The sequence below is a fragment of the Paenibacillus sp. RS8 genome (assembly GCF_041956825.1).
Taxonomy (GTDB): domain Bacteria; phylum Bacillota; class Bacilli; order Paenibacillales; family Paenibacillaceae; genus Paenibacillus_AQ.
The window spans coordinates 3,563,033-3,583,754 of the sequence record NZ_CP168131.1 but is presented as its reverse complement, the minus strand read 5'-3'; the positions used below and the strand labels follow the sequence as shown (position 1 = coordinate 3,583,754).

16 protein-coding genes and 1 riboswitch are annotated in these 20,722 nt (G+C 42.9%); of the genes, 1 reads left to right on the top strand and 15 read right to left on the bottom strand.

Annotation, left to right across the window (positions count from 1 at the left end; genetic code table 11):
* Positions 1 to 26: 26 nt before the first annotated feature.
* The 3 genes from mqnC to metA form a co-directional block, all read right to left on the bottom strand.
* Positions 27 to 1,163 (bottom strand): cyclic dehypoxanthinyl futalosine synthase, encoded by a 1,137-nt coding sequence (mqnC, locus tag ACDZ28_RS17385; protein WP_042125644.1) that lies wholly within the window; start codon positions 1,161 to 1,163, stop codon positions 27 to 29.
* 268 nt (positions 1,164 to 1,431) lie between these two features.
* Positions 1,432 to 2,604 carry an aminotransferase class I/II-fold pyridoxal phosphate-dependent enzyme gene (locus ACDZ28_RS17380; protein WP_076119225.1) on the bottom strand — a complete coding sequence of 391 codons (1,173 nt, stop codon included), beginning with the start codon at positions 2,602 to 2,604 and terminating at the stop codon, positions 1,432 to 1,434.
* 36 nt (positions 2,605 to 2,640) lie between these two features.
* Entirely contained in the window at positions 2,641 to 3,561 is a 921-nt protein-coding gene (gene metA / locus ACDZ28_RS17375) for a homoserine O-succinyltransferase (protein WP_042125640.1), read from the bottom strand.
* A 114-nt stretch (positions 3,562 to 3,675) separates the two neighbouring features.
* Positions 3,676 to 3,806, bottom strand: a riboswitch (SAM riboswitch).
* A 397-nt stretch (positions 3,807 to 4,203) separates the two neighbouring features.
* On the opposite strand from metA, the gene corA reads away from it, so the two are divergent.
* The gene (gene corA / locus ACDZ28_RS17370; RefSeq protein ID WP_042125638.1) at positions 4,204 to 5,139 is read left to right on the top strand and encodes a magnesium/cobalt transporter CorA; all 936 of its coding nucleotides are present in this window, start codon (positions 4,204 to 4,206) and stop codon (positions 5,137 to 5,139) included.
* A gap of 82 nt (positions 5,140 to 5,221) precedes the next feature.
* Here the strand turns inward: corA and ACDZ28_RS17365 are convergent, their stop codons facing one another.
* The 12 genes from ACDZ28_RS17365 to ACDZ28_RS17310 all read right to left on the bottom strand — a co-directional run bounded on the left by ACDZ28_RS17365 (position 5,222) and on the right by ACDZ28_RS17310 (position 20,715).
* Complete coding sequence (locus tag ACDZ28_RS17365; RefSeq protein ID WP_375105371.1) at positions 5,222 to 6,028, bottom strand: HRDC domain-containing protein; 807 nt, start codon at positions 6,026 to 6,028, stop codon at positions 5,222 to 5,224.
* Between the two features lie 8 nt (positions 6,029 to 6,036).
* Complete coding sequence (locus ACDZ28_RS17360; protein WP_375102364.1) at positions 6,037 to 6,243, bottom strand: hypothetical protein; 207 nt, start codon at positions 6,241 to 6,243, stop codon at positions 6,037 to 6,039.
* A gap of 205 nt (positions 6,244 to 6,448) precedes the next feature.
* Complete coding sequence (locus tag ACDZ28_RS17355; RefSeq protein WP_042125636.1) at positions 6,449 to 7,330, bottom strand: ROK family protein; 882 nt, start codon at positions 7,328 to 7,330, stop codon at positions 6,449 to 6,451.
* 264 nt (positions 7,331 to 7,594) lie between these two features.
* Positions 7,595 to 10,321, bottom strand: a complete 2,727-nt coding sequence (locus ACDZ28_RS17350) for a hypothetical protein (RefSeq protein ID WP_375102363.1) — start codon at positions 10,319 to 10,321, stop codon at positions 7,595 to 7,597.
* A 43-nt stretch (positions 10,322 to 10,364) separates the two neighbouring features.
* The gene (locus tag ACDZ28_RS17345) at positions 10,365 to 11,222 is read right to left on the bottom strand and encodes a copper amine oxidase N-terminal domain-containing protein (protein ID WP_375102362.1); all 858 of its coding nucleotides are present in this window, start codon (positions 11,220 to 11,222) and stop codon (positions 10,365 to 10,367) included.
* A 33-nt stretch (positions 11,223 to 11,255) separates the two neighbouring features.
* A complete protein-coding gene (locus ACDZ28_RS17340; protein WP_375102361.1) occupies positions 11,256 to 13,178 on the bottom strand; it encodes an Mbeg1-like protein in 1,923 nt (640 codons plus the stop codon).
* Positions 13,178 to 14,014: a hypothetical protein gene (locus ACDZ28_RS17335; protein ID WP_375102360.1), complete on the bottom strand. Its 837-nt coding sequence runs from the start codon at positions 14,012 to 14,014 to the stop codon at positions 13,178 to 13,180. Before ACDZ28_RS17335 ends, ACDZ28_RS17340 begins: the two co-directional genes overlap by 1 nt.
* Positions 14,015 to 14,051: 37 nt before the next feature.
* Entirely contained in the window at positions 14,052 to 15,191 is a 1,140-nt protein-coding gene (locus ACDZ28_RS17330; protein WP_375102359.1) for a hypothetical protein, read from the bottom strand.
* A 98-nt stretch (positions 15,192 to 15,289) separates the two neighbouring features.
* A complete protein-coding gene (locus ACDZ28_RS17325; RefSeq protein ID WP_042125627.1) occupies positions 15,290 to 15,589 on the bottom strand; it encodes a WXG100 family type VII secretion target in 300 nt (99 codons plus the stop codon).
* 45 nt (positions 15,590 to 15,634) lie between these two features.
* On the bottom strand, positions 15,635 to 15,982 hold the full coding sequence (locus ACDZ28_RS17320) for a WXG100 family type VII secretion target (protein ID WP_197069760.1): 348 nt from the start codon (positions 15,980 to 15,982) through the stop codon (positions 15,635 to 15,637).
* Between the two features lie 16 nt (positions 15,983 to 15,998).
* Positions 15,999 to 19,883: a type VII secretion protein EssC gene (gene essC / locus ACDZ28_RS17315; RefSeq protein ID WP_052414523.1), complete on the bottom strand. Its 3,885-nt coding sequence runs from the start codon at positions 19,881 to 19,883 to the stop codon at positions 15,999 to 16,001.
* The gene (locus ACDZ28_RS17310) at positions 19,876 to 20,715 is read right to left on the bottom strand and encodes a DUF5050 domain-containing protein (protein WP_339289894.1); all 840 of its coding nucleotides are present in this window, start codon (positions 20,713 to 20,715) and stop codon (positions 19,876 to 19,878) included. Before ACDZ28_RS17310 ends, essC begins: the two co-directional genes overlap by 8 nt.
* Between the last annotated feature and the right edge of the window lie 7 nt (positions 20,716 to 20,722).

Sequence of the window (20,722 nt, the reverse complement as noted above, 5' to 3'; positions counted from 1 at the left end):
ATAAATGTAACCGTATGAAATTGGTATTAGTTCTGCATGATGAAATCATTATCAATCTTCGCATTAGCATCATCGAACACGCGCAGAATATCGTAGCGAGTATTCCGCTGTGCCGGGATTTTGCCCGCTTCGCGGATCAATTGAGTAATCGACTCGATGTTAACCTTGTAAGTTGCACCTGCAGAAGATACTACGTTCTCTTCAATCATCGTACTGCCGAAATCATTGCAGCCGTATTGAAGGGAAAGCTTGCCGACCTCTGGTCCCATAGTTACCCAAGAGGACTGGAAGTTCTTGATGTTGTCTAGAACAAGGCGACTAATCGCTACCGTCTTCAGATATTCCTCAGGCGTTTGTCTATCCAGCTTCAGGTTGGTATTGTCCGGTTGGAATGTCCAAGAGATAAAGGCCAAGAAACCCTCTGAATCATATTTATTAGCAATACACTCGTCCTGAGCCTCACGCACACGAAGTAAGTGCAGTGCCCGTTCTTCCATACTCTCTCCAAGTCCAATGACCATTGTAGCCGTTGTATTCATACCGATCTTATGCGCTGTCTGCATTACGTCCATCCACTCGCGCCATGAGCCTTTAAGACGACTGATCTTGCGGCGTGTACGGTCATCGAGAATCTCTGCTCCCCCGCCTGGTAAAGAATCCAGACCAGCAGCATGAATTTCACGTACTACTTCCTCGAGCGATAATCCAGATACTTCCTTCATCTTCATAATCTCTGCTGGTGAGAAGGAATGCATTGTAATCTCAGGGAAACGTTGCTTAATACCGCGAAGGATATCTGTATAATAGCTGAAAGGAAGATTAGGGTTCGTTCCACCTTGCATTAGTATTTCTGTACCATTTACAGCGATGGTCTCAGCGATTTTTTGGTAAATCGTCTCATCCGGCAGTACATAGCCCTCATCAGAGCCCGGTCTACGATAAAATGCGCAAAAGCGACAGTAAACATCACATACATTCGTATAGTTAATATTACGACCAATTACAAACGTGGCCATCGGGTCCGGATGCCAGCGTTCCATTATGGTGTTTGCAGCAGCACCCATTTTCTCAATTTCGTTGCTCTCGAACAGTCGGATGGTATCTTCCAATTGGAGACGTTCACCCCGTAGGGCTTTGTCCAAAATAAGATCTATCGCACTCATCGTTCGCATCCTCCTTTTAAACCCTTAGGGGTATTGGTAGAATCACAAAATAACAGGAAGAAAAGACGTTGTCTCCTTTCAAGATGACAACCCTTTCTCATACAAATGAACAGTTCATTTCCTCATCGTATCACAATCTGAACAGCTTGAAAAATGCTTTTACATTCTTCGTAAAATCCCATCCAGAAGAAAAGCAGCATCGCACTAAGCGATACTGCTAGTTTATACTCTATTTCTCCACTAACTCCTGATTAAAAGTATATCCCAGTTATTTCGACTCAATTTCAGCCCGTGCCGCCTCTAGTGCGTGGCCAAGATCAGCAATCAAATCCTCTGCATGCTCAATACCGACAGAGAAGCGCAACAAACGATCATCTACACCCACAGCATTTCGAATCTCCACAGGAATATCAGCATGCGTTTGTACAGCCGGATATGTCATTAGTGACTCTACGCCGCCCAGACTCTCTGCAAATGCTATAAGACGAATATGACGAAGAAGAGGCTCTACGTATCTGGCATCTTTTAATTTGAAAGAAAAAATACCGGTATTTCCTGAAGATTGACGATTCTGGATTTCATGCCCCGGATGATCTGGCAGTCCTGGATGGAACACTTCCGCAATTGCTGGATGCTCTAACAAGTAGTGGGCAATCGCTAGTGCATTGCTCTCGTGGCGCTCCATACGCAGAGCCAACGTCTTCAAGCCTCTCATCAACTGATAACTGTCTGTTGGTCCGAGAACAGCACCGATAGAGTTATGTAGAATTGCTATTTCAGCTGATAATTCTACACCCTTGGATACAATTAAGCCTGCCAGCACATCATTATGACCACCCAAATACTTAGTAGCGCTATGAACTACAATATCCGCACCTAATTCTATAGGACGTTGGAAAAACGGAGTCAGTAGCGTATTATCTACAATGCTAAGCAGCCCATGGTGACGTGCCCAAGTACACACGGCTTCAATATCCGTGATCATCATCAGTGGGTTCGTTGGCGTTTCAATAAATACAGCTTTCGTGTTGGGACGACGCGAAGCTTCCAGTGCATCCAAATCATTCGTGTCTACATAAGAAGCAGTGATTCCGAACTTGGACATAATCCGTTCCAACAAACGATAGGTACCACCGTAAAGATCCAGCGAAACGATCAGATGGTCGCCTTGAGCGAACAAGGTAAGAATCGTTTGAATAGCTGCCATCCCTGAGCTACAAGCAAATCCTGCATCTCCAGATTCCAGTTCCGCAGCTGCATTCTCAAGCACCGAACGGGTCGGACTCTTGGTGCGGCTATAATCAAACCCTGTGCTCTGACCGAGTTTTGGATGACGAAATGCCGTTGCATTATAAATCGGAAAATTAATTGCTCCTGTGGCTGGATCTTCTTGAGAACCTATTTGAGCCAGTCTACTTTCAATCCTAAGTTTGTCATCCATGATTAATGCCTCCTAATTTATATTGTAGCGCTGTTATTAATAAACAATCGGGTCGATATCATAAGGCGTTTCTTGATATACATAGTAATTGAGCCAGTTAGAGAATAATAAATTGGCATGCGCACGCCATACTGCTGGAGGTGTACGTTCAGGATCATCTTTAGGGAAGTAATGTTTCGGCAAAGCCATCTCCATCCCTCTAGTCACATCACGGTCATATTCCCATTTCAAGGATAGAGGATCATATTCGGAATGTCCGGTCACAAATATTTGTTTACCGTCATTTGTAGCCACTAGATACATACCAGCTTCTTCGGATTCAGCCAGAATCTGCAGATCTGGATTATTCTCAATATCTTCACGGGAGACGTCGGTATGACGGGAATGTGGTACATGGAATACTTCGTCAAAGCCGCGCAACAATTTGATGTTATTTTGATTTATCGTATGAGCGAAGACGCCAAAGCATTTCTCAGGCAATGCCACTTTACGAACACCAAAATGATGATATAAGCCTGCCTGTGCCGCCCAACAAATATGCATGGTTGAGGTCACATTATCCTTGCTCCATTCAAAAATCTCTTTCAGCTCTTCCCAATACGATACTTCCTCGAACTCCATTTGCTCTACAGGAGCACCTGTAACGATTAGGCCATCCAAACGGCGGTGACTGATCTCGTCAAAGGTTTTGTAAAAGCTCTTCAAATGTTCAGCAGAAGTATTCTTGGAAATATGGGATCGTGGATGCAATAGCGTAACATCAACTTGTAGTGGCGAATTTCCAATTAAACGCAGCAATTGAGTCTCTGTCGTCTCTTTAGTCGGCATGAGGTTCAGAATAGCAATCCGTAGTGGACGGATATCCTGATGGAAAGCCTGACTTTCGTCCATCACAAAAATATTTTCTCCGGATAGTACTTCTTTCGCCGGTAAACTGTCGGGAATTTTAATTGGCATTGTCTTTCCACTCCTTAGCTGAATTTAGTTGTTTTGCCGCAATGCGGCTTGCTGAACAATAAAAAGACCTTCCTCGGAAATCGAGAAAGGTCATATCTACAGTCATATGCGCCTCTCTCATCTGCCAGAATGTTCCTGAAGACGATTAGACGTCTGCAGAAGTTCCGCAAGAATTAGCACCGTGCGTTTACACGCCGGTTGCCGGGTTTCATAGGGCTAGTCCCTCCACCTGCTCTTGATAAGATTTAGCTGTATTCAATTAAATTACTTTAAAATTCACTTTAAATCATGAACCTCCTTTTCGTCAAGTCCATACAATGCTGAAGAAGCCTCAAAATCACAATAAATTTGCTTGAAAGAGGCATACTCCGTTGTTATACTAGACAAGTATTTCATACCTGAACGAAAAGAAGAGGTGAGAAGAAGAATGGAAGGCGACCCGAGCTCGCAAATTAGTGTACAGAATGAGCAACCACACAGGATAATCATCAGCTTGCCGGCGGCGGGAGCAGTTCTTCTTCATGCCCTCGAAACGTCATTTGGCCCTATGTATTGATGTAACGCCGGCCAAGCTGATTTTTTTCTCTGTGCTTAATTTAGCAGTCCCTGGTGAAGACCTGGGGATAGGAGGAGTGAAATCAGATGAAAATCCGGCTGGTGAATGCAGGGGTTTTTACACCTATTGATGAAATTGATGAAACACTGACACCCCCAACGGAAGGGTTCTATTGGATTGACGCCGATGTAGAGGATTTAGAGCTGCTTCAGCCTTTGTTCAACCTACATGATCTTGCTGTTGAGGATTGCCTTAGCGAAGAGGATCAGCGTCCGAAGATCGAAATATACGAAAGCCATTACTTTATAGTTGTAAATAGCATCCGCTTTGATGATGAAGAAATTTTCCTACGGGCGCTCAATGTATTCCTTGGAAGACATTACATCATCACTGTAACGAAACAAAAGATCAATGAACTTCGAATCCTAAAGCCTATGCTCTGGGAGCAAGAGGTAAGCGAACCGGATATGTTCCTTTACTTACTTATTGACCTTGTCGTGGATAACTATTTTTCCGTCGGCGACCGGATTGAAGCTCGAATTGAGAAGCTTGAAGAAGATATCCTAATGCATACCAAGAAATCTCATCTAAGTGAGATTATCGGTCTGCGAAGTGAAATTCTATGGTTGAAGAAAATGCTGGGACCACAAAAAGAAGTAATCAATACCCTAAATAAAAAAGACCTCCGTCTGATTGATGATCAGTTGCAGAAATATTTTAGCGACATTTATGAAAATGCGGTTAAAATATCTGAAACCTTTGAGACGTATCGCGATCTCATGGGCAACTTACGAGAGGCCTACCAATCCAGTATCGCCAATCGCGCGAATGAAATTATGAGAGTGTTTACTGCGATCACAACAATATTCATGCCTCTGACCGTAATTACCGGAATCTACGGTATGAACTTTGATCATATGCCCGAGCTTCATACGAAATACGGCTATTATGGCGTTATAGGCGTTATGTTAACGTTAGGCTGTGGGATGCTGTATGTTTTCCGCAAGAAGGAATGGCTATGAAAAGAATCGGACGAATAAGCAAGACGAAGGCCCTGTAACCGTAAGGTATAAGGTAGCCTTCGTCTTTTTGGTATGTGGACAATTAAAAACTAGTTGCCATCCCCACTTTATGCGTTTGCTCTCGACGGAAACGAATGCGGATCAATCGCAGGCGCTCATAATAAATATCCAATCCTTCAGCAGCGGAAAACCCCTCTCCATAAACCTTATTTAACACCGGTTTTAGAAAGAGATCACCGAGCTCCACATATGCATTCCATACCGCTTCTTGCTCATTCTGTGGCATATTACCAAGCTCTACATGGATCAGCTTCTCAACGGAATAACCTTCTCTTTCTAGTTCCTCTACCACTTCAATCAGTTCACGCCGGTTCACTCCACTATTCACCTTAAGCTGTTCCAAACCCAATCCATTCTCGATCCCCTGCAGTAAAATCCGCCGTAAGCGCAGTCGTTCAAGTTGCTTCTTATATTTGACCTCTTTCTGTTTATAAAGCCAATTTACAAAAGACTCCTCTTCAATTACTTCGTGAACCCAATTTAGAGGAAAGGAATGCTCCCTTGCCGCCACAGTAGTTATAGCCAGCCAATCGGTCCCAAACTGTGCTACCTTACCTTCTCCTACACCTGGAATTTGTAACAGCTCCTCTGGCGTATGCGGTAGAAATGTGCTTAACAAGCGCAACAGACGATTACTGGCGAGAATATAGGGCGCCTTGCGTTCACTCGAAGCTTTTCCACGGCGCCAAGCACATAATTCCTCATAAATAACCTCATTCCCATGATGTTCGCTGTAATATTGAAGCTTCAGTTGCTCCTGATTCCGTCCAGTAAGACTATCCTCCTCGTGGAATATCCCATCGATTAAGGGTCGATAGCCATCTCCCATCTTCACCGCTAGCTCATGCCTGTATACACAGAGCATTTCATTCCAAGAACCACCTTCATACCATAAATTCTCGATGTAATTCTCCCCCCTGAAAAATCGCGCCAGCCCAAACTCCAGATCCCCTCTTCCTCTCCAATCCACAGCTGGGCGTACATCTCTTGATCCACTCCAGATATTCTGGATAAACGGTTCATAAATACAATTTGCATATTCATCCCTACCTTTCTCAACTTACAGCAAGCACAATAACTTCCCGGGCAGAGCCTCCTTCGGACCGAACAAATCCTTTCTCAAGTAGACCCCGAAACGCAAAAAAGCACCTCTCTCACGATAAACGTGAAAGAGGTGCTTCCTCATTAAATGCTATACTGTTAGATCCTAGAATACCATATATTACCGAACAGTCAATGTCTTTTTATACTAGCTTCTAGCTAGAGCTAATGTAGCCAGTCCAATCGCTCCAGCAAGCCCAGCATTATCTCCAAGACCTGGTGACACAACATAATTATCAATGTCGACATTAAGCGATGGATGCTGAACATAACCGTTCAATAGCTCTTGCAGCTTAGTACGAATTAACGGGAATAAGTGGCTTTGCTTCATAACACCACCGCCCATGACGATTTTTTGCGGAGACAGAATCAGTACATAATTCATGAGTGCATGCGCAAGATAGTGCGCTTCCATCTCCCATGCCGGATGATCCACCGGAAGGTCGCCTGCCGGTTGTCCCCAGCGTTTACCGATCCCCGGACCTGCGGCTAATCCTTCAAGACAATCGCCATGATATGGACAGTAACCTTCAAACGTATCTTCTGGATGTCTACGAACTAGAATATGTCCCATCTCAGGGTGAGACAATCCATGGACCATCTGGCCGCCAACAACCGCTCCTGCTCCAATGCCTGTCCCAACCGTAATATACAGACAACTGTCCAGACCTTTAGCTGCTCCCCACTTACTCTCTGCAAGCGCCGCACCATTCACATCCGTGTCAAAGCCGATCGGAACGTTAAATTGCTCAGCCATGGTGCCTACCAGATTATATTGTCCCCAATGAGGTTTTGGTGTCGTTGTTATGTAACCATAAGTAGGGCTGTCCAGCACAGGATCAATGGGTCCAAAAGATCCGATTCCGAAAGCTTCTACATTCTTCTCTTTAAAATAATCTATTACTAGTCCCATCGTTTCTTCCGGTGTAGTTGTCGGAAAGCTAACTCGGTCAACAATGGTACCGTCCTCATAACCAATCCCACATACAAACTTTGTTCCTCCTGCTTCAATCGCTCCCAATAGCTTCACAGCAATGATCTCCCTTTCTCTAGTTAGAAGTAAATACAATACCCATACAAAAATGAATAATATCATTTAAAAAAGCAATCACCAGTCCTAATTATACGTCGAATGAAGCGCTATCACAACAAGTATAAACGCCTTCGGCATCCTTATAAGGACGATAAGCGTTTAAGCGAGAAATATAAGGATAATGTATAGCGTGAAACTTATTTGTCTTACAATTTAATAAAAACACCCTCCATGCAACTTTGCATGAGGGGTGTCTGTCCTTTAGTTATTCAAGTCATCGAACATGGAGCCTTTTACCGTAACCTCAATCTGATCCAGCGGCTTAATGCCGTTTAATTTGCCTAATGATTTGTAGGCATTGGTACTCTTGGACAGCTCCACATCTGCCAGCCAAGCCTTGACATAGTACTTGCCGTCTGGCATTTCAGCTGTAGTATAGATAGGAAGTTTGTCTTTGTTGATTGTAATTGTGACCGTAGACTTCTCCGTGATCTTGTACATATGCTGATTCAAGCCCACATATTCACGATATTTGAAATTGTTGAAGCTACCCAGTGTGCTAGACTGCGAGTAACCTTCCAGGATATTTTTCCAGAATTCATGGGTGCCTTTATCACTTTCTCTATCCTGTGAATATGGAATTTCTTCTACCTCTTTAGTAAAGCCTTTCTCAACCGTCAGCAATTTCTCATTATTCACACCCGTGTCATTCTCTACTGATAATGCTGCTGGCTTTCTCGCAAAGTTATTACCGTTTTTGCTGAGCGGCTCATTCCGCAGATTAACCGCAACCTTCTCCTTATTAATATACATAAGATCAGTTTCATAGCGGAATGAATTCGTAAGGTCTTCAACAAGCTCCTTATGATCCACGGTGTCTTTATCCGTGTCCTTAAACATCACTGTCTCCAGCGTAAAGGTATAGGTTCCAACTGGATTAAAATAATACCCCGATTTAATTGGATAATCATAGCCTTGCAGTTGTTTATCAGTTGCAAACACGGCAGTGTCGTAAGCAGATTTGTTGTTAAGCATTTTTTTTGCGGTATCTCTGGCCTTCTTATAAGCTTGAGCCATGCTATTCTCTACCTTCCAGCCGACATCTCCGCTTGCCTGTTGTGTAAAGATACGTTCGAATTTACCCTTAACCTTCGTCCAGTCCTGCAAGATCTTATTCTCATCTTCATGAGCCATCCAGCGAATTACATTATAGTTGTAAGGTTCACTTGTCCAGAGTAGCTTTCTGATTAACGAATCTGCTTCATTTTTGTCTATTGAATTCTTGTATAACTTCGGCGCGATTTGTTCGAGCCCATTATAAATATAGGTCCGAATGGTTTTGACGTCTTGCCCGGGTGTAAACGGAGCCGAGGTGCTGCCGCTCGTCGTATATGTTTTACAAGATTCAACGTCTTGGCCTGCCGCGTTCTTACTGGTGCTGCAAACCTCATAATCACGGGTATAATTTCTGCTTACAGTACCTTGGAAACTTATATTTCCTGACTTCTGATTAGGTGTGTACGGAGCTGGATTACTATACCATTTGCCATTAACCGGATCATCACCAAAATCAGGGCGCTGCAAGCTAGCAATGATGTCAGGTTTTCTCACTATTGTACTGGCAGCATCATTCACAGCGGGATTGTTCTCCACTCGAAAATAGCGATAGATCGCATCCGTATTATTAGTAACTTCCAAAGCACCTGTAGCATTCCCACTCCAAGTGAAATTAGCATAGGGCGGCTGTAAAACAGCTTTTATAGCAGCGCCATCAGCTAAACCGAAGTTCACTTTTTTTGATAACACATTGTAATCCAGATCAAAAGAGCCTTTGGTCGTTGGCATCGCGGTGACCTTCTGAATCCATCCATAAAGCTCATTATTTTCGTACAAAACTTCCTTAGGTGACTTTTGACTGTTCAGATTAAATCGTATGTTCACATCCCCATCTGGCATAGTAAATGTCGCGTAAAGAATATTGTCCTCCGCATTAGCTGCAAGCTTAATTTCACCAGCCAACGTTGACGCATGGCCGTGGTATTTTACGGGAATTTCCTTCCCGTTACTCGTAATCTTCCAAGCAAAATCTGTTGTTTTCTGGGTAGCGAAGCTGGATCTGAGTCTAATCCCAACAGTTACCTCTTGTCCCTCTAATGCGCCGGTTGGCATCGTTTCGAAATGAGGGGATAAGTCATTTACCTGCAAAATAAAAGGAGCGATAGGAATGCCTAAGTAAGTGATATTTCCGTTAGAACCCTCAATGTAGATACGACCCGATCCCCATGACAGATATGTAGGCGGTTGCAGGACATGTACATAATCTATCCACTGACCACCCTTAGACGGAGTCGCATCCCTTGTATACACAGGACTGCCTTTAAGTGTACTGTTTTGATTGTTATAGATGAATTCAGCGTATGTTTTTTCAGCGTAATCTCTATTTAATCCATCGATAATGGATTTTTCAAAAGTTCCATTAGAATCTTTTAGATATTCACTTTTCTTATTGCTATAATCATCGAAATTATTCTCTGTAATATTGTACAACTCTTTAACTTTTTCATTTTTCCATGGACGATGAACCATATTGAAATCTTGTATCTGCTTTCCACTCCAACCTGCATACCAGGGCGCGCCTTCCGCTGAGACATCCTCGCCATCTTTTGAATAACCAGAGAAGGCATGCATTTTACTATGTTCCAACCAGTAATGAGGCTCTCCGTAAACTATTTCATAATTATTACGGTTAGAATCAATACTTTTTTGAAGTACATCTTTTCTTAGGTCCCTGCTACCTACTTTAACTGGGTAATAATCAGGCCAGCCATATATATTTTCCATATCATTATTAATATATTTTATAACTTCCTCTGGTGTTTTAGGTAAGCTCTCCAAAGGATCGTCTATCGCTTCCTCTGAGAAAACAAAAGTATTAATAGATTGAAATAATAATACGATTATCGCAAAAATACGTATAGATTTTTTCATATATTCACCTATCTCATAATATTTTCATATCTATTCATAAATCCTATTTCCTCCATATGGAAAGATGTACACTCCCCCACTCCTTAGATTGCACTATAACTTTAAAGTTTTTATCTGAGAATTCCTTTATTGGTAATACATCCACTCTTTCTCTTTTAGATCTTACATACTCCATAATAGAATCCACCACATTACTTTCAATCTTTTGTTTTAGAATTTCTTCTGCCTCATTAGCTGCTTGCACAGGATCAGCATCTTTAACTTCATATTGAACTGTGATTTGGAAAAGGTATTTACCCTCTGCTGGCTCAGAACTACCAAACACTGTGAGTTTAGAATTTGAAATATAGACAGGTTCCCTATTTGGTCCTAACTCAGTGTATGGAATTTTAAAACCTTCAACCGTTGCTACTTTTGGTTCACTTGAATTCCCTGTTTCTGGAGTACTCGTAGGAGGCTCATTCCCCGGAGTAGTAATATAAACCGTCTTCACGGCATCATCCCATTTCACGTTTACACCGAGCCCTTCATATACAAAACGAAGCGGGACAAACGTTCTTGATTGCTTAAACAGTGCAGCCGTATCCATTTGCTTCGTCGTTCCATTAAGCTCATAGCTCTTTTTCCCGATATAGACACCCATGGTTTTGCCTTCAAGCGAAATTGTCGCTTTTTTAGCCTTACTGTCCCATAACACCTCAGCTCCAAGAGCTTCACTTATAAAACGAACTGGAAGCTGAACTCTTTGCTGCGCATCAATAAAAGGCTGGGCATCTGGAAAAATCACCTTTTCTCCATTAACTACTACCCTCAATGGAAGACTTGCGGCTAACCCCGTAAAACTCGAAGAGAACAGGACAATCATTAATAATACAACCAGCGAACTCATTATTTTTTTCATATAACTGCTCCTCTCAATTTAGTTGGCTATTGCTTAGTTCAGACGCATTGTATTAGTACTTGCACGGGCAGCCGCAACAATCTTGGATTCGATGTCCCGATATTTTGTTATCGTGTATCTTAGGCCTGCGGTTTTGCTATGAATTGCTGTTGTTACAAGATTTTTTTGTGTCCTAACTTCATTGCTTATACGCTGCAACTCTCTTAATTGGGCTTGCACATAAGATTCACTATAAGCTCTGCCCACATTAGAACTTACTCCAGAAGCTATAGACAATATCCTTTCGACGATTTCAGCAATGCTCTCCTCCTTACGCACCAGGCTTTTCTGCAGACTCTCCAGTTTATCCATATTCGCCAAAATCTTGGCTCCTTGTATGAAACTGGCGGATGCAACTGCAATTTTCGTTATAGTTTTTGTAATGGTCGATTTAACTTTGCTGATTGCTGAATCTTTAATCGTACGAGCGCCAGCGATAAATTCATCCTTGGTTTTCTTGATTTTAGCTTTTACACTTTGGAATATATCTCCCATTTTCTTCATCGCTTTGTCTTTTACACCGATCCAATATTCCTTCTGGGCTTTTACATATTGAATAGTGTTATCCACAAACCGGTTGAAGCCATCTTTCATTTTCGTCATAACATCAGAGACTGCTTGTTTTACCTTTTGTGAAAACTCCGCAATTCTTTCACCGATTAGATTAGTGACTCGGACAGCTTCTGTAACCATATTCGTTACAAATTCAACACTTTGATTATAAAAGGAAACCACTCTCTCCTTGATGTCTTCCACCTTTTGCTTAATCCAGGGAATGACACTGTCAATGACAAAACCGATTATATAAAGCGCAATCAATGCTTTTATAGTACCAACGAGTACAGCTAACGCTGTAGTAATCGCCGCAGTAACAACTGCAACAGGCCCAACAGTCGCCAGTAATACTCCAACTACCGTTATTCCTGCAATCGCTAATGGCCGTAAATCCACTTCCCCATCCAGTACTTTGAACACCCCTTCAACCAAACTCTCCTTCAGAAAATCAGGGATGACCTCCAAACCAACCGTAATATTATGCACGAGGTTAGGAACTAAACCCCGTGTCTGGGAATCCGAAAGTAGAAAGGTGTTGTTTCCATTGGTCTTCAGTGAGAATAAGGAGTGATGAGCCAGTACGTCATCCCGTTCAGATTCAGTATCTATATAAATACCTGCCGAGGGATTTAGGAATAAGGCCGGTACGATGTCATATTTATTCCTGAACTCTTTGATTTGCCCTTTTTCATTCATTTCATCAATATTCGATTTGAACTTGTCTAGTACATCTCCATTAAATCCCGGAGCATTAAAGGTTGAAGCCGAAATGAGGTGTTTACGCAGATCCTCCGACAGAATAAAGGAAGAATATAAAGCCAGGTTGCCTCCTAGCGAATGCCCGGTCAAATATAAATCATAACTGCCGTCGGTCTTAAAACTTTTCATATACTCTCTCGCTTCCGTTTGCTGCATAGCTTCAATGGAATACGCCGTTGTCCCGTTATTTTTCCAGTCATTGCGGTAGAGTGGGTTTTCCATAGGTTCACTACCCCGGAACGCAGCTACCTTTTCTCCGTTAAGGGTATCCACTGTAAATGCAACAAAGCCTGATTCCTCTTTTTTATTATGAGAGACGATATTGGAAATCTCCCAATTCTTATATGGAGGTTTATTCATCTGCTCTATGAGAACAATCCACTGGTCGTATTCTTTAACTCCGTTAAGATCGTTGGGAAAGCGCTCTTTTAATTGCCGCTGACCTTCGGGTGTAGAGTAGAAACTGAGAACTTCGCCGAGAGTGATTTTGTCGTTCTTACGTGTATATATTTTCCCAAGGTCTTTATTATCTAATATATCTAAATAAACAATCTGGGAGATTTGCTTTAACTCAATCTCTGAAAGAATATCAGGATCAGCCATTACAATCCCCCTCTTTGTTCAAAGCTTTCTATTCTTTTCTCTTTCCATATTTCATAATACTCTTCTATTTCTTCTCGGGATTCTTCAATCTCCCCATCTGCCCCTAAACTGTAACCAACCATCGTTACAATGTTAACTATTCCTGTTTCCTTCGTTTCATCACTATAATAAAGATCCACATCTGATTCTGTCTTTTTGATGTCATCCAAGCGACTATGAGCATCAGGAGTGAGGTAAGCTATAGTAATTAGACTACTGACATATTTGTTTTCCTCTAGCCTTTTCACAAATGCTAACTGGGCTTCAATTTCTTTATCCCGATCCGCGTTTCCTTTATTATCCATATAGTTATCACAATTTAAATATACTGTTACAACCTGCGTATTCGTTGGATATAACTTCAGAAATTGCTCATAGGATATCTTGGTATCGCTATGTTCGGGATAAACTAGACCTGTTTCGTTGGCGACGATAACCTTACTGTCAGGCCAAATACTAGCAGCCATTTCTTGAATGTGTGGTTCCTCATTTCTGGCAACTACTTGGTTTAAGTACTTGTCATAGACCTTTTTCAGATCCTTCGTAATTTCAACAGGAAATCTTAGCGTTTCATCTTTTTTCGGATAAACCATCGCCTTCAACGTATTGTTGTTCATCGTTCCCCAGCCGCCGCCTATACCGTCAAGGACAAATTCCTCTCCATACTTTTCATGTAAGGAGCTCAAAATTTTCTTTGCCGCTTTCTCATCTTTGGACTCAGATCCACAACCCATAAAGCTAAACATTGATACTAACAACATCAGAGTCAACACCTTCCTTGTACAAATCTTGTTCATGCAGCTTCACTCCTTTGTGATGACGATCCAGTTCACGCTAGAATTCAAAATCCAGCTTCAATTCCGGGAATTTGAACATTTGATTCATGTAAGTTTCAACCACCTTATCGAGGTGTCCTGTCATTTGGTTAGATAGCTTCTCCATACATCCCATGATGGCGTCCGTCAATTTATCGAGCCACTCTTCAATATGATCCATCAGTTGATCCCCTATCGGACTGCAAATCAGAAGAATGGATAAGACAGCCTGTGTAATTTCATTAAACTCCTCCGCCACTTCCGCTGCCTCAAGCATGGCTGCCTCAGATAATTGCTCGAACTTCGCATGAATATCGTCAAAGAGAAAGGATTCCGGAATATTATTCATTTCGGTTCTCCACACACTGAACTTTTCATCCACCATTCGCTCATATTTGTGAGCAATTTCAGTCAGTGCACCTCGTACTTTTCCAACATCCAGTTGATCTATTAAGGTAAAGATCACATACCCCAAATGATCTGATGCACGTTCGGTTAGTCCGACGGTATCCCCAAATCCACTCATAACAGCATCAAAAACAGGCGTATGGTCTTCCGTTAAGGTATTAATCCTGGACAACATAGCATAGGCATTCCCTTTTTCACCTGTAATCACATTCCCCTGGGAATCAAAGGTATACCGCTGCCAAAGAGAATCAGGAATTAAGAAATCCGTTCCCTCTATACCCGATCTAGCAAATACAATCTCTTCGTTATGTTTACCTAATGCAGATACAAGACTGTTATAGGCCACAATATTCTTAACTTGAACCTTCCCACTTTGCTCCGTGGTCAAAAGGTTTGCGATTCCCGGAGCATCGAATACTACACCACCGACCCCCTCATTAACCGATGCTGCATAAAGAGCTAAAGCTCCGCCCATGGAATAACCTGTAACCTGGCAATTCCCCTCTCCTTTGTTCTTCAGTACAAATCTTGAAGCTTCCTCCGGCATGCTGCTTTGGCCGCTTAACAGAGACTGAAGATCAGCGAGCCAATCCGAGCCTTTATATGTAAAGATAATTAATCTATCGTTATACTCATCTTTATAGGCATAGGCTGTTGCACCTGCAAAAGCCAATTTATCTGTTAGTTCGAGACCATCTGCTGCTTCTAGAACGGTTGCCAGCGTTATGTATTGTTGTTCGGTCAGCTTCATTTTCAGATCCCCCCAAATAAAAATCACTTCATCATTCCTTAAAATCATACTAACAAGGCAGATGATTCAAAGATCTGCCTTGTTATGTACAACCCGCATTATTTTCCGCGCAGTTTACTTGCCATTTCTTGCTCAGCTTGTTGCTTGATGTTAGCAATTTGTGTTAGGTTCTTGCTGATATTCTCTACACAGAGAACCAGCTCTTTAAAACTAGGCATAAGTCCGTCGAATTGTTGTACAAAAGCAGTCTGTGATTCTCCTTGCCACCAACCGCTAACGGCATGGATTTCAGTTTGCAATTGTTTGATAAGTGTATCTGCATTGCTTGCTTTAGTCTTGATTGACTTAGCTACACCAAGTGCCTGATCTGGATTAAATGTAAGATTGTTTCCCGCCACATTATTCACCTCCTTTCAAAGCAGTTCTACCTCAACACCCTGTCACTACTTTTGGCTTTGCCTTTGTTTTTCCAATTGCTTTTGCTTCAGCGCCTCTTGCGCCGCTTTCTCTGCCAACCTTCGCTTTTCTTCTCTCTCTTGTTCGGCACGGGTCACTTCTGAAGCCACTCTTTGGACTCCACTTTCGAGCCTATCCAGCGTTCTGAGCAAGGTCTTAATCTCATGATCCAACTCGTTGTATTCACTTTGAAATGCCTTAGAAGCTGTACCGGTCCAATAGCTGGCTGATTGTGTATAATCACTTTGCAGCTTTTTTGAAGCACTGTTCACTTCATTAGTTAAACTATGGATCTGTGAAGCGTTTCCCCTGATTTCTGATGGACTAACTGACACTGGCTGCACCTCCATCCTAGACTCCTATGCCTGCAGCAACTTGATTCTCCTTACTCCATACAGCGCATCTTAATCCGGTGTATTTATTCTTCACAATGAGATAGCCATCGCCTTGCTCCCCATCCTTCTCCTGGGTTCCATAAGGTAAGGACACATTGAACAGATTTTGTTCTTTAATTCTACCTAGCAAGATCCCGGCCTGTTCTTCCCTTATCGTCTTGCCCAAAGAATCCCAATTAGAGGTAAGATCACTTGTGTTATCTGCCGCTAGAACAGCCACCTTCATACCGCGTTCTTGCTTCACAACTCGCTCAATCAGCTCTTGCAGCATGTACATGTCTCCGCTTGTAAATTCACTTAGACGATCAATGACGAAGATCATCTGCTTCCACTGCTTCATCAATGCGCCAACGTCACCACCGGACATTCTGCAAGAGAGAAGCTCACTGCGTCTGGTTTCCAGTTGTTCCTTTATCCCTTCAATGAAATCATCCAGATCATCCACATTCGATAGATCCGTTACGTATGGCTGCTGCATCAGCTCGTAAATCCCCATAGCGGAGGAATCCAACGCATACACCTCAAGATCCTGTTTATCACTCAGCAGCTTCATCCACGAGACTAGCAAAGTGCTTTTGCCTGACATCGCTTCTCCAGCTACCATCAGTACCGGCGTAGCAAGAAGATCTATAAAGACGGGTAGTAAATCATTGTTAGCCAAGCCTATAGCCAGTTGCTCTGTATCATTATTGAGCTGCCATAGGTCAATTGTAGAAGGCATCACTGGAATTGGAGTGGCACCACTTAGATGCAAGGCCTCCATTCTCTCCAAGATAAGCTCAGTAGCGGTATGTTGATAATCAGGAAGCGATGTCTGAAATTCCAAAGGCGGTTTGCCTCGTACTAGCCCTCTGCCTGGAACCTTTGCTGGCTCCAACCCTTCCGTTCGTCCCACAATACCGTCATATTCACTCTTCTCGGTCATCTGGAAGCTAATCGCCATCTTGAAGTTGACCGAAAATTTATATCTGACCAATGCACTGTTGGTTGCTGTGGCGACCATATAAATACCGTATTTAAAGCCTTCACGAGCCAGCAGCACCATTTGTGCATCAAAATCTTCGTAGGTCTCCGATAAAGCGAAGTAGTTGTCGACCATGACTACAAATGATGGCAATTTCCGACCACTTCTACGGTAATCGCTGAATCCTTCACTGCCCGTATTTTCAAACAACGTTCTTCGTTCCTCCATAACCCTGAACACAAAACGTATAAATTGATCAATCTTATCTTCTTGCTCCAGTGTCATTACACCGCCGACATGAGGGAGTTTCTCCGTAGCTTTAAGCGAGCTCCCCCCAAAATCCATAATATAGATATTGACCTCATCCGGCGGATACATCAGGGCCATGGAAATACATAACGTTTTGAGGAACACAGTTTTACCCGTACCCGGCGTTCCATAGACAAACAGATTGCCTTCAGATGCAAAATCTATCTCCAGCGCTTCCTGTCTCTGTCCTCTTGGATCATCCATGATCCCCACGGGCACACTGAGCAGCTTCTGCTGCTGCGGCCATCTACCCTCCGCAAAGCTATTCGTAAGCAAGGAATCAAGGTAAACTACTTCAGGCAGTGGCGGTAGCCAAGGCCCTTTTATTGGAGAAATCCCATATTGCTTGGCAGTCTCCGTAATGTATTCAACCATGGCATGCAACTGGGAGGCCGACTCATTTTTGGCTATTTTCTCTTCCTCCAGCGGAAAGATCTGCTCGCTTCTACCATTCAGGGCTATCTTATAGATTCGTTTCGGCTTGTTCTCCTGTTTCTGCAGTTCGCCTTTCGGATCATAATCAGCACCGGAATAAGCAGACTGGAACAACTCAAAGATCTCATCATTCCCTACTTGTATATAGGCCCGTCCCGGTTCCTTAATCATGGCCGCATCAGGACGCTTAATAACATCCCTACTATCAGCTTCATCCTGCACTTTAAGACATATTTTAAATTTCGAGTTACTCCAAATCTGATCATCCACTACGCCGGCAGGCTTCTGTGTAGCAAGGATCAAATGAACGCCAAGGCTTCGACCTACCCGGGCCGTACTTACAAGCTCTTTCATGAAATCCGGTTGATCCTGCTTCAGCTCCGCGAACTCATCCGCAATCATAATTAGATGAGGGATGGCTGGCATGTCACCTTTTACATTTTTGCTATAAAATAATTTTTGGTATTTATCAATATTGTTCACGCCATATTCCGAGAAGACACGTTGCCTCCGCATGAGCTCACTTTTGATAGATAGCAGAGCTCTCGTCGTTTGATTCCCATCCAGATTCGTAATGGTACCGACTAGATGAGGCATTCCCTTGAATACATCTGCCATGCCTCCCCCTTTGTAATCGATAAGTACAAAAGCAATATCATGGGGGTGGTAATGAATCGCTTGGGATACGATGATACTTTGCAGTAATTCACTTTTTCCAGAGCCTGTGGTCCCGGCTACTAGACCATGGGGTCCGAACCCAGCCTCATGCATATCCAGATGTAAAGCTTCTCCACCAGCCCTTATCCCTATAGGTACGCTCATACCCATATAAGTTTTGTTACGGGTCCAGTTCAACATCACATTTACTTCAGATACCTTTTCGTTCTTCAGCATTTCCATCAGTGTGATGGAGGACGGTAACGAGAAGTTAGCGTTTGCATTCTTAATCCGCAGCGGCGCAAGCTTTCTCGCCACCAGATCCAAGTCTTTAATGTCTGCCTGGTCCGGTGTAAACACAATCTTCTCTCCGGTTAATCGATTGGCCATTTCACCGCTTTTTCCATTTAAATGAATAACGGTTTTACAGTTCATGGGCAAATAAGCGGAATTCTTGGCGATAAATAGGGTTGATACCCCAAGCTGTGCACTGCCGTTATATAAATATTTACTGATTAGCTCACTCTCGAGCAAGGAAGCATCTTCAACAATAAAGAGATAATGCGGCAAAACTCCACCACCCAAAGGCCTCATCTCTCTCTCCTTCAAAGCGCCATAAATCTCGGACAAAGTCTGATGGGCAATGGCTTTACCACATAAAAGAAATCTGATATTAAAACCGTCATCCCATAGGTGGGGTACAAATTTTAGCCAATCCCATTTATCCAGCTCATCCTCTGCGGCAAGAACAATAATCCTGACATCGTCATAACCATGATGAGTCACTAGCTGTAGAAGCATTAGCTTTATAAGGTCGGCTGTCTTATTACTCTCCCCGGCAATCCCGCATATTTCAGAGCTCACTAGATTAACCGTTATGGGAACGTTCGAGACCTTCTCGAATTCCATAGCCAATCTTTGCGGCTCCATCAAGAGCGGGTCCGTTTCAAGAATAATCGCCTGTTTGGTGTATTTGATCTGCAGCTCGAGCGGTGCACCGCCTACCCCGATTCGCAGAGCCAAAAAATCATTATGAGACGGTGTTTTTTCCCACAGCTTGTTATCTCTACGCAAAATTCTCTGCACACATTCCGCTGGCTCCGGGCTCATTTCATTCATGGCTTTTACCTGCTGTTCGCGAGCGATTGATAATTCACTGCGCACATCGGTAATAAACTGAAGGTATTTCTCTTCTCGTTCTTTCTTTTTCCGTTTATATTTTCTGATCTGCGTTGTCGCCCCTGTAAGAGAGCCGATTAGAGTCATCACGGTAGTCGCAACTGAGATCAGTAAATAGATGGACTGTGAAGTCATTGCAATTAATACGGTAATAATCAACATCACGATAGGTGGGAGTAATATTCCAAACCAAGAGATTTCTGGCTTCTCGTTAATCATGGGTGGATTAGGAACATCAATTTCTCCCCTAGGCATATCCGGCAAGAAACGAGGCTGACGGCTGAATTCATCACTCATGGCTGTACCTTCCTGTGTAGGTTATTGTCTCGGCTTCTCCCCCAAATAGAGAGAGTCGATGCCATTCACGACCGTTGCAAAAATAAAGATCATTCTCCAAAACATGCAAATAATCAGCGCTCATTCCACATATCCGAATACTTCCCCCATGCACTGGGTCTATTCGATAAATACTGTTGCCGTTTAGGCGGTTAGTACAATAAATATATCTGCCATCTGTGCTGATACTAGCGACATCTATACCATTCATAACTGTTGTGTCGTTAGTTTTAAGATCGAGTAGCGTCAAGCAATGTCTATTCTTCTTGTCCGCACATGCGAGAATGTCTCCAACCATAATCAGCCCAGTCGTTACCATGCCGCTTATCGATTCTCTCTGCCCTCCGGACTCAGTACTTCGGATGATTCCCCGTGGCGTTGCACAATAAAGTAAACCTTCATACATAAGAAAGCTATCTACATGCTCATCAATCAGCCTTGTATTACGTTTGCTGTTAGTTGTATAGCAGTACAATCGATGATCTTCCTCATGAATGTAATACAAGCAATCTTCGTGACGCAGCAACTGATAACAGGGTTTATCAAGTAATAGTTCTTCCTTCTGTTGTTCGATATCCAGTTTACAGAGTGCATTTCCCTTTAACTGATCACTGTAATAAAGGAAGTTGCCGGCTTCGTTCATGAACCAGAACAGCCCTTCATAGTGAGTTGGCGCTGCATGAGGGTGATCCAAATCAACGAAGTAAGTGCCTGTATAGTTCTTGATATCCGTAATAAGCAGTGATTCTCCAGCTTTCATGACTAATCCACCGCTTAACAGGTTGCCATTCATTTCATCG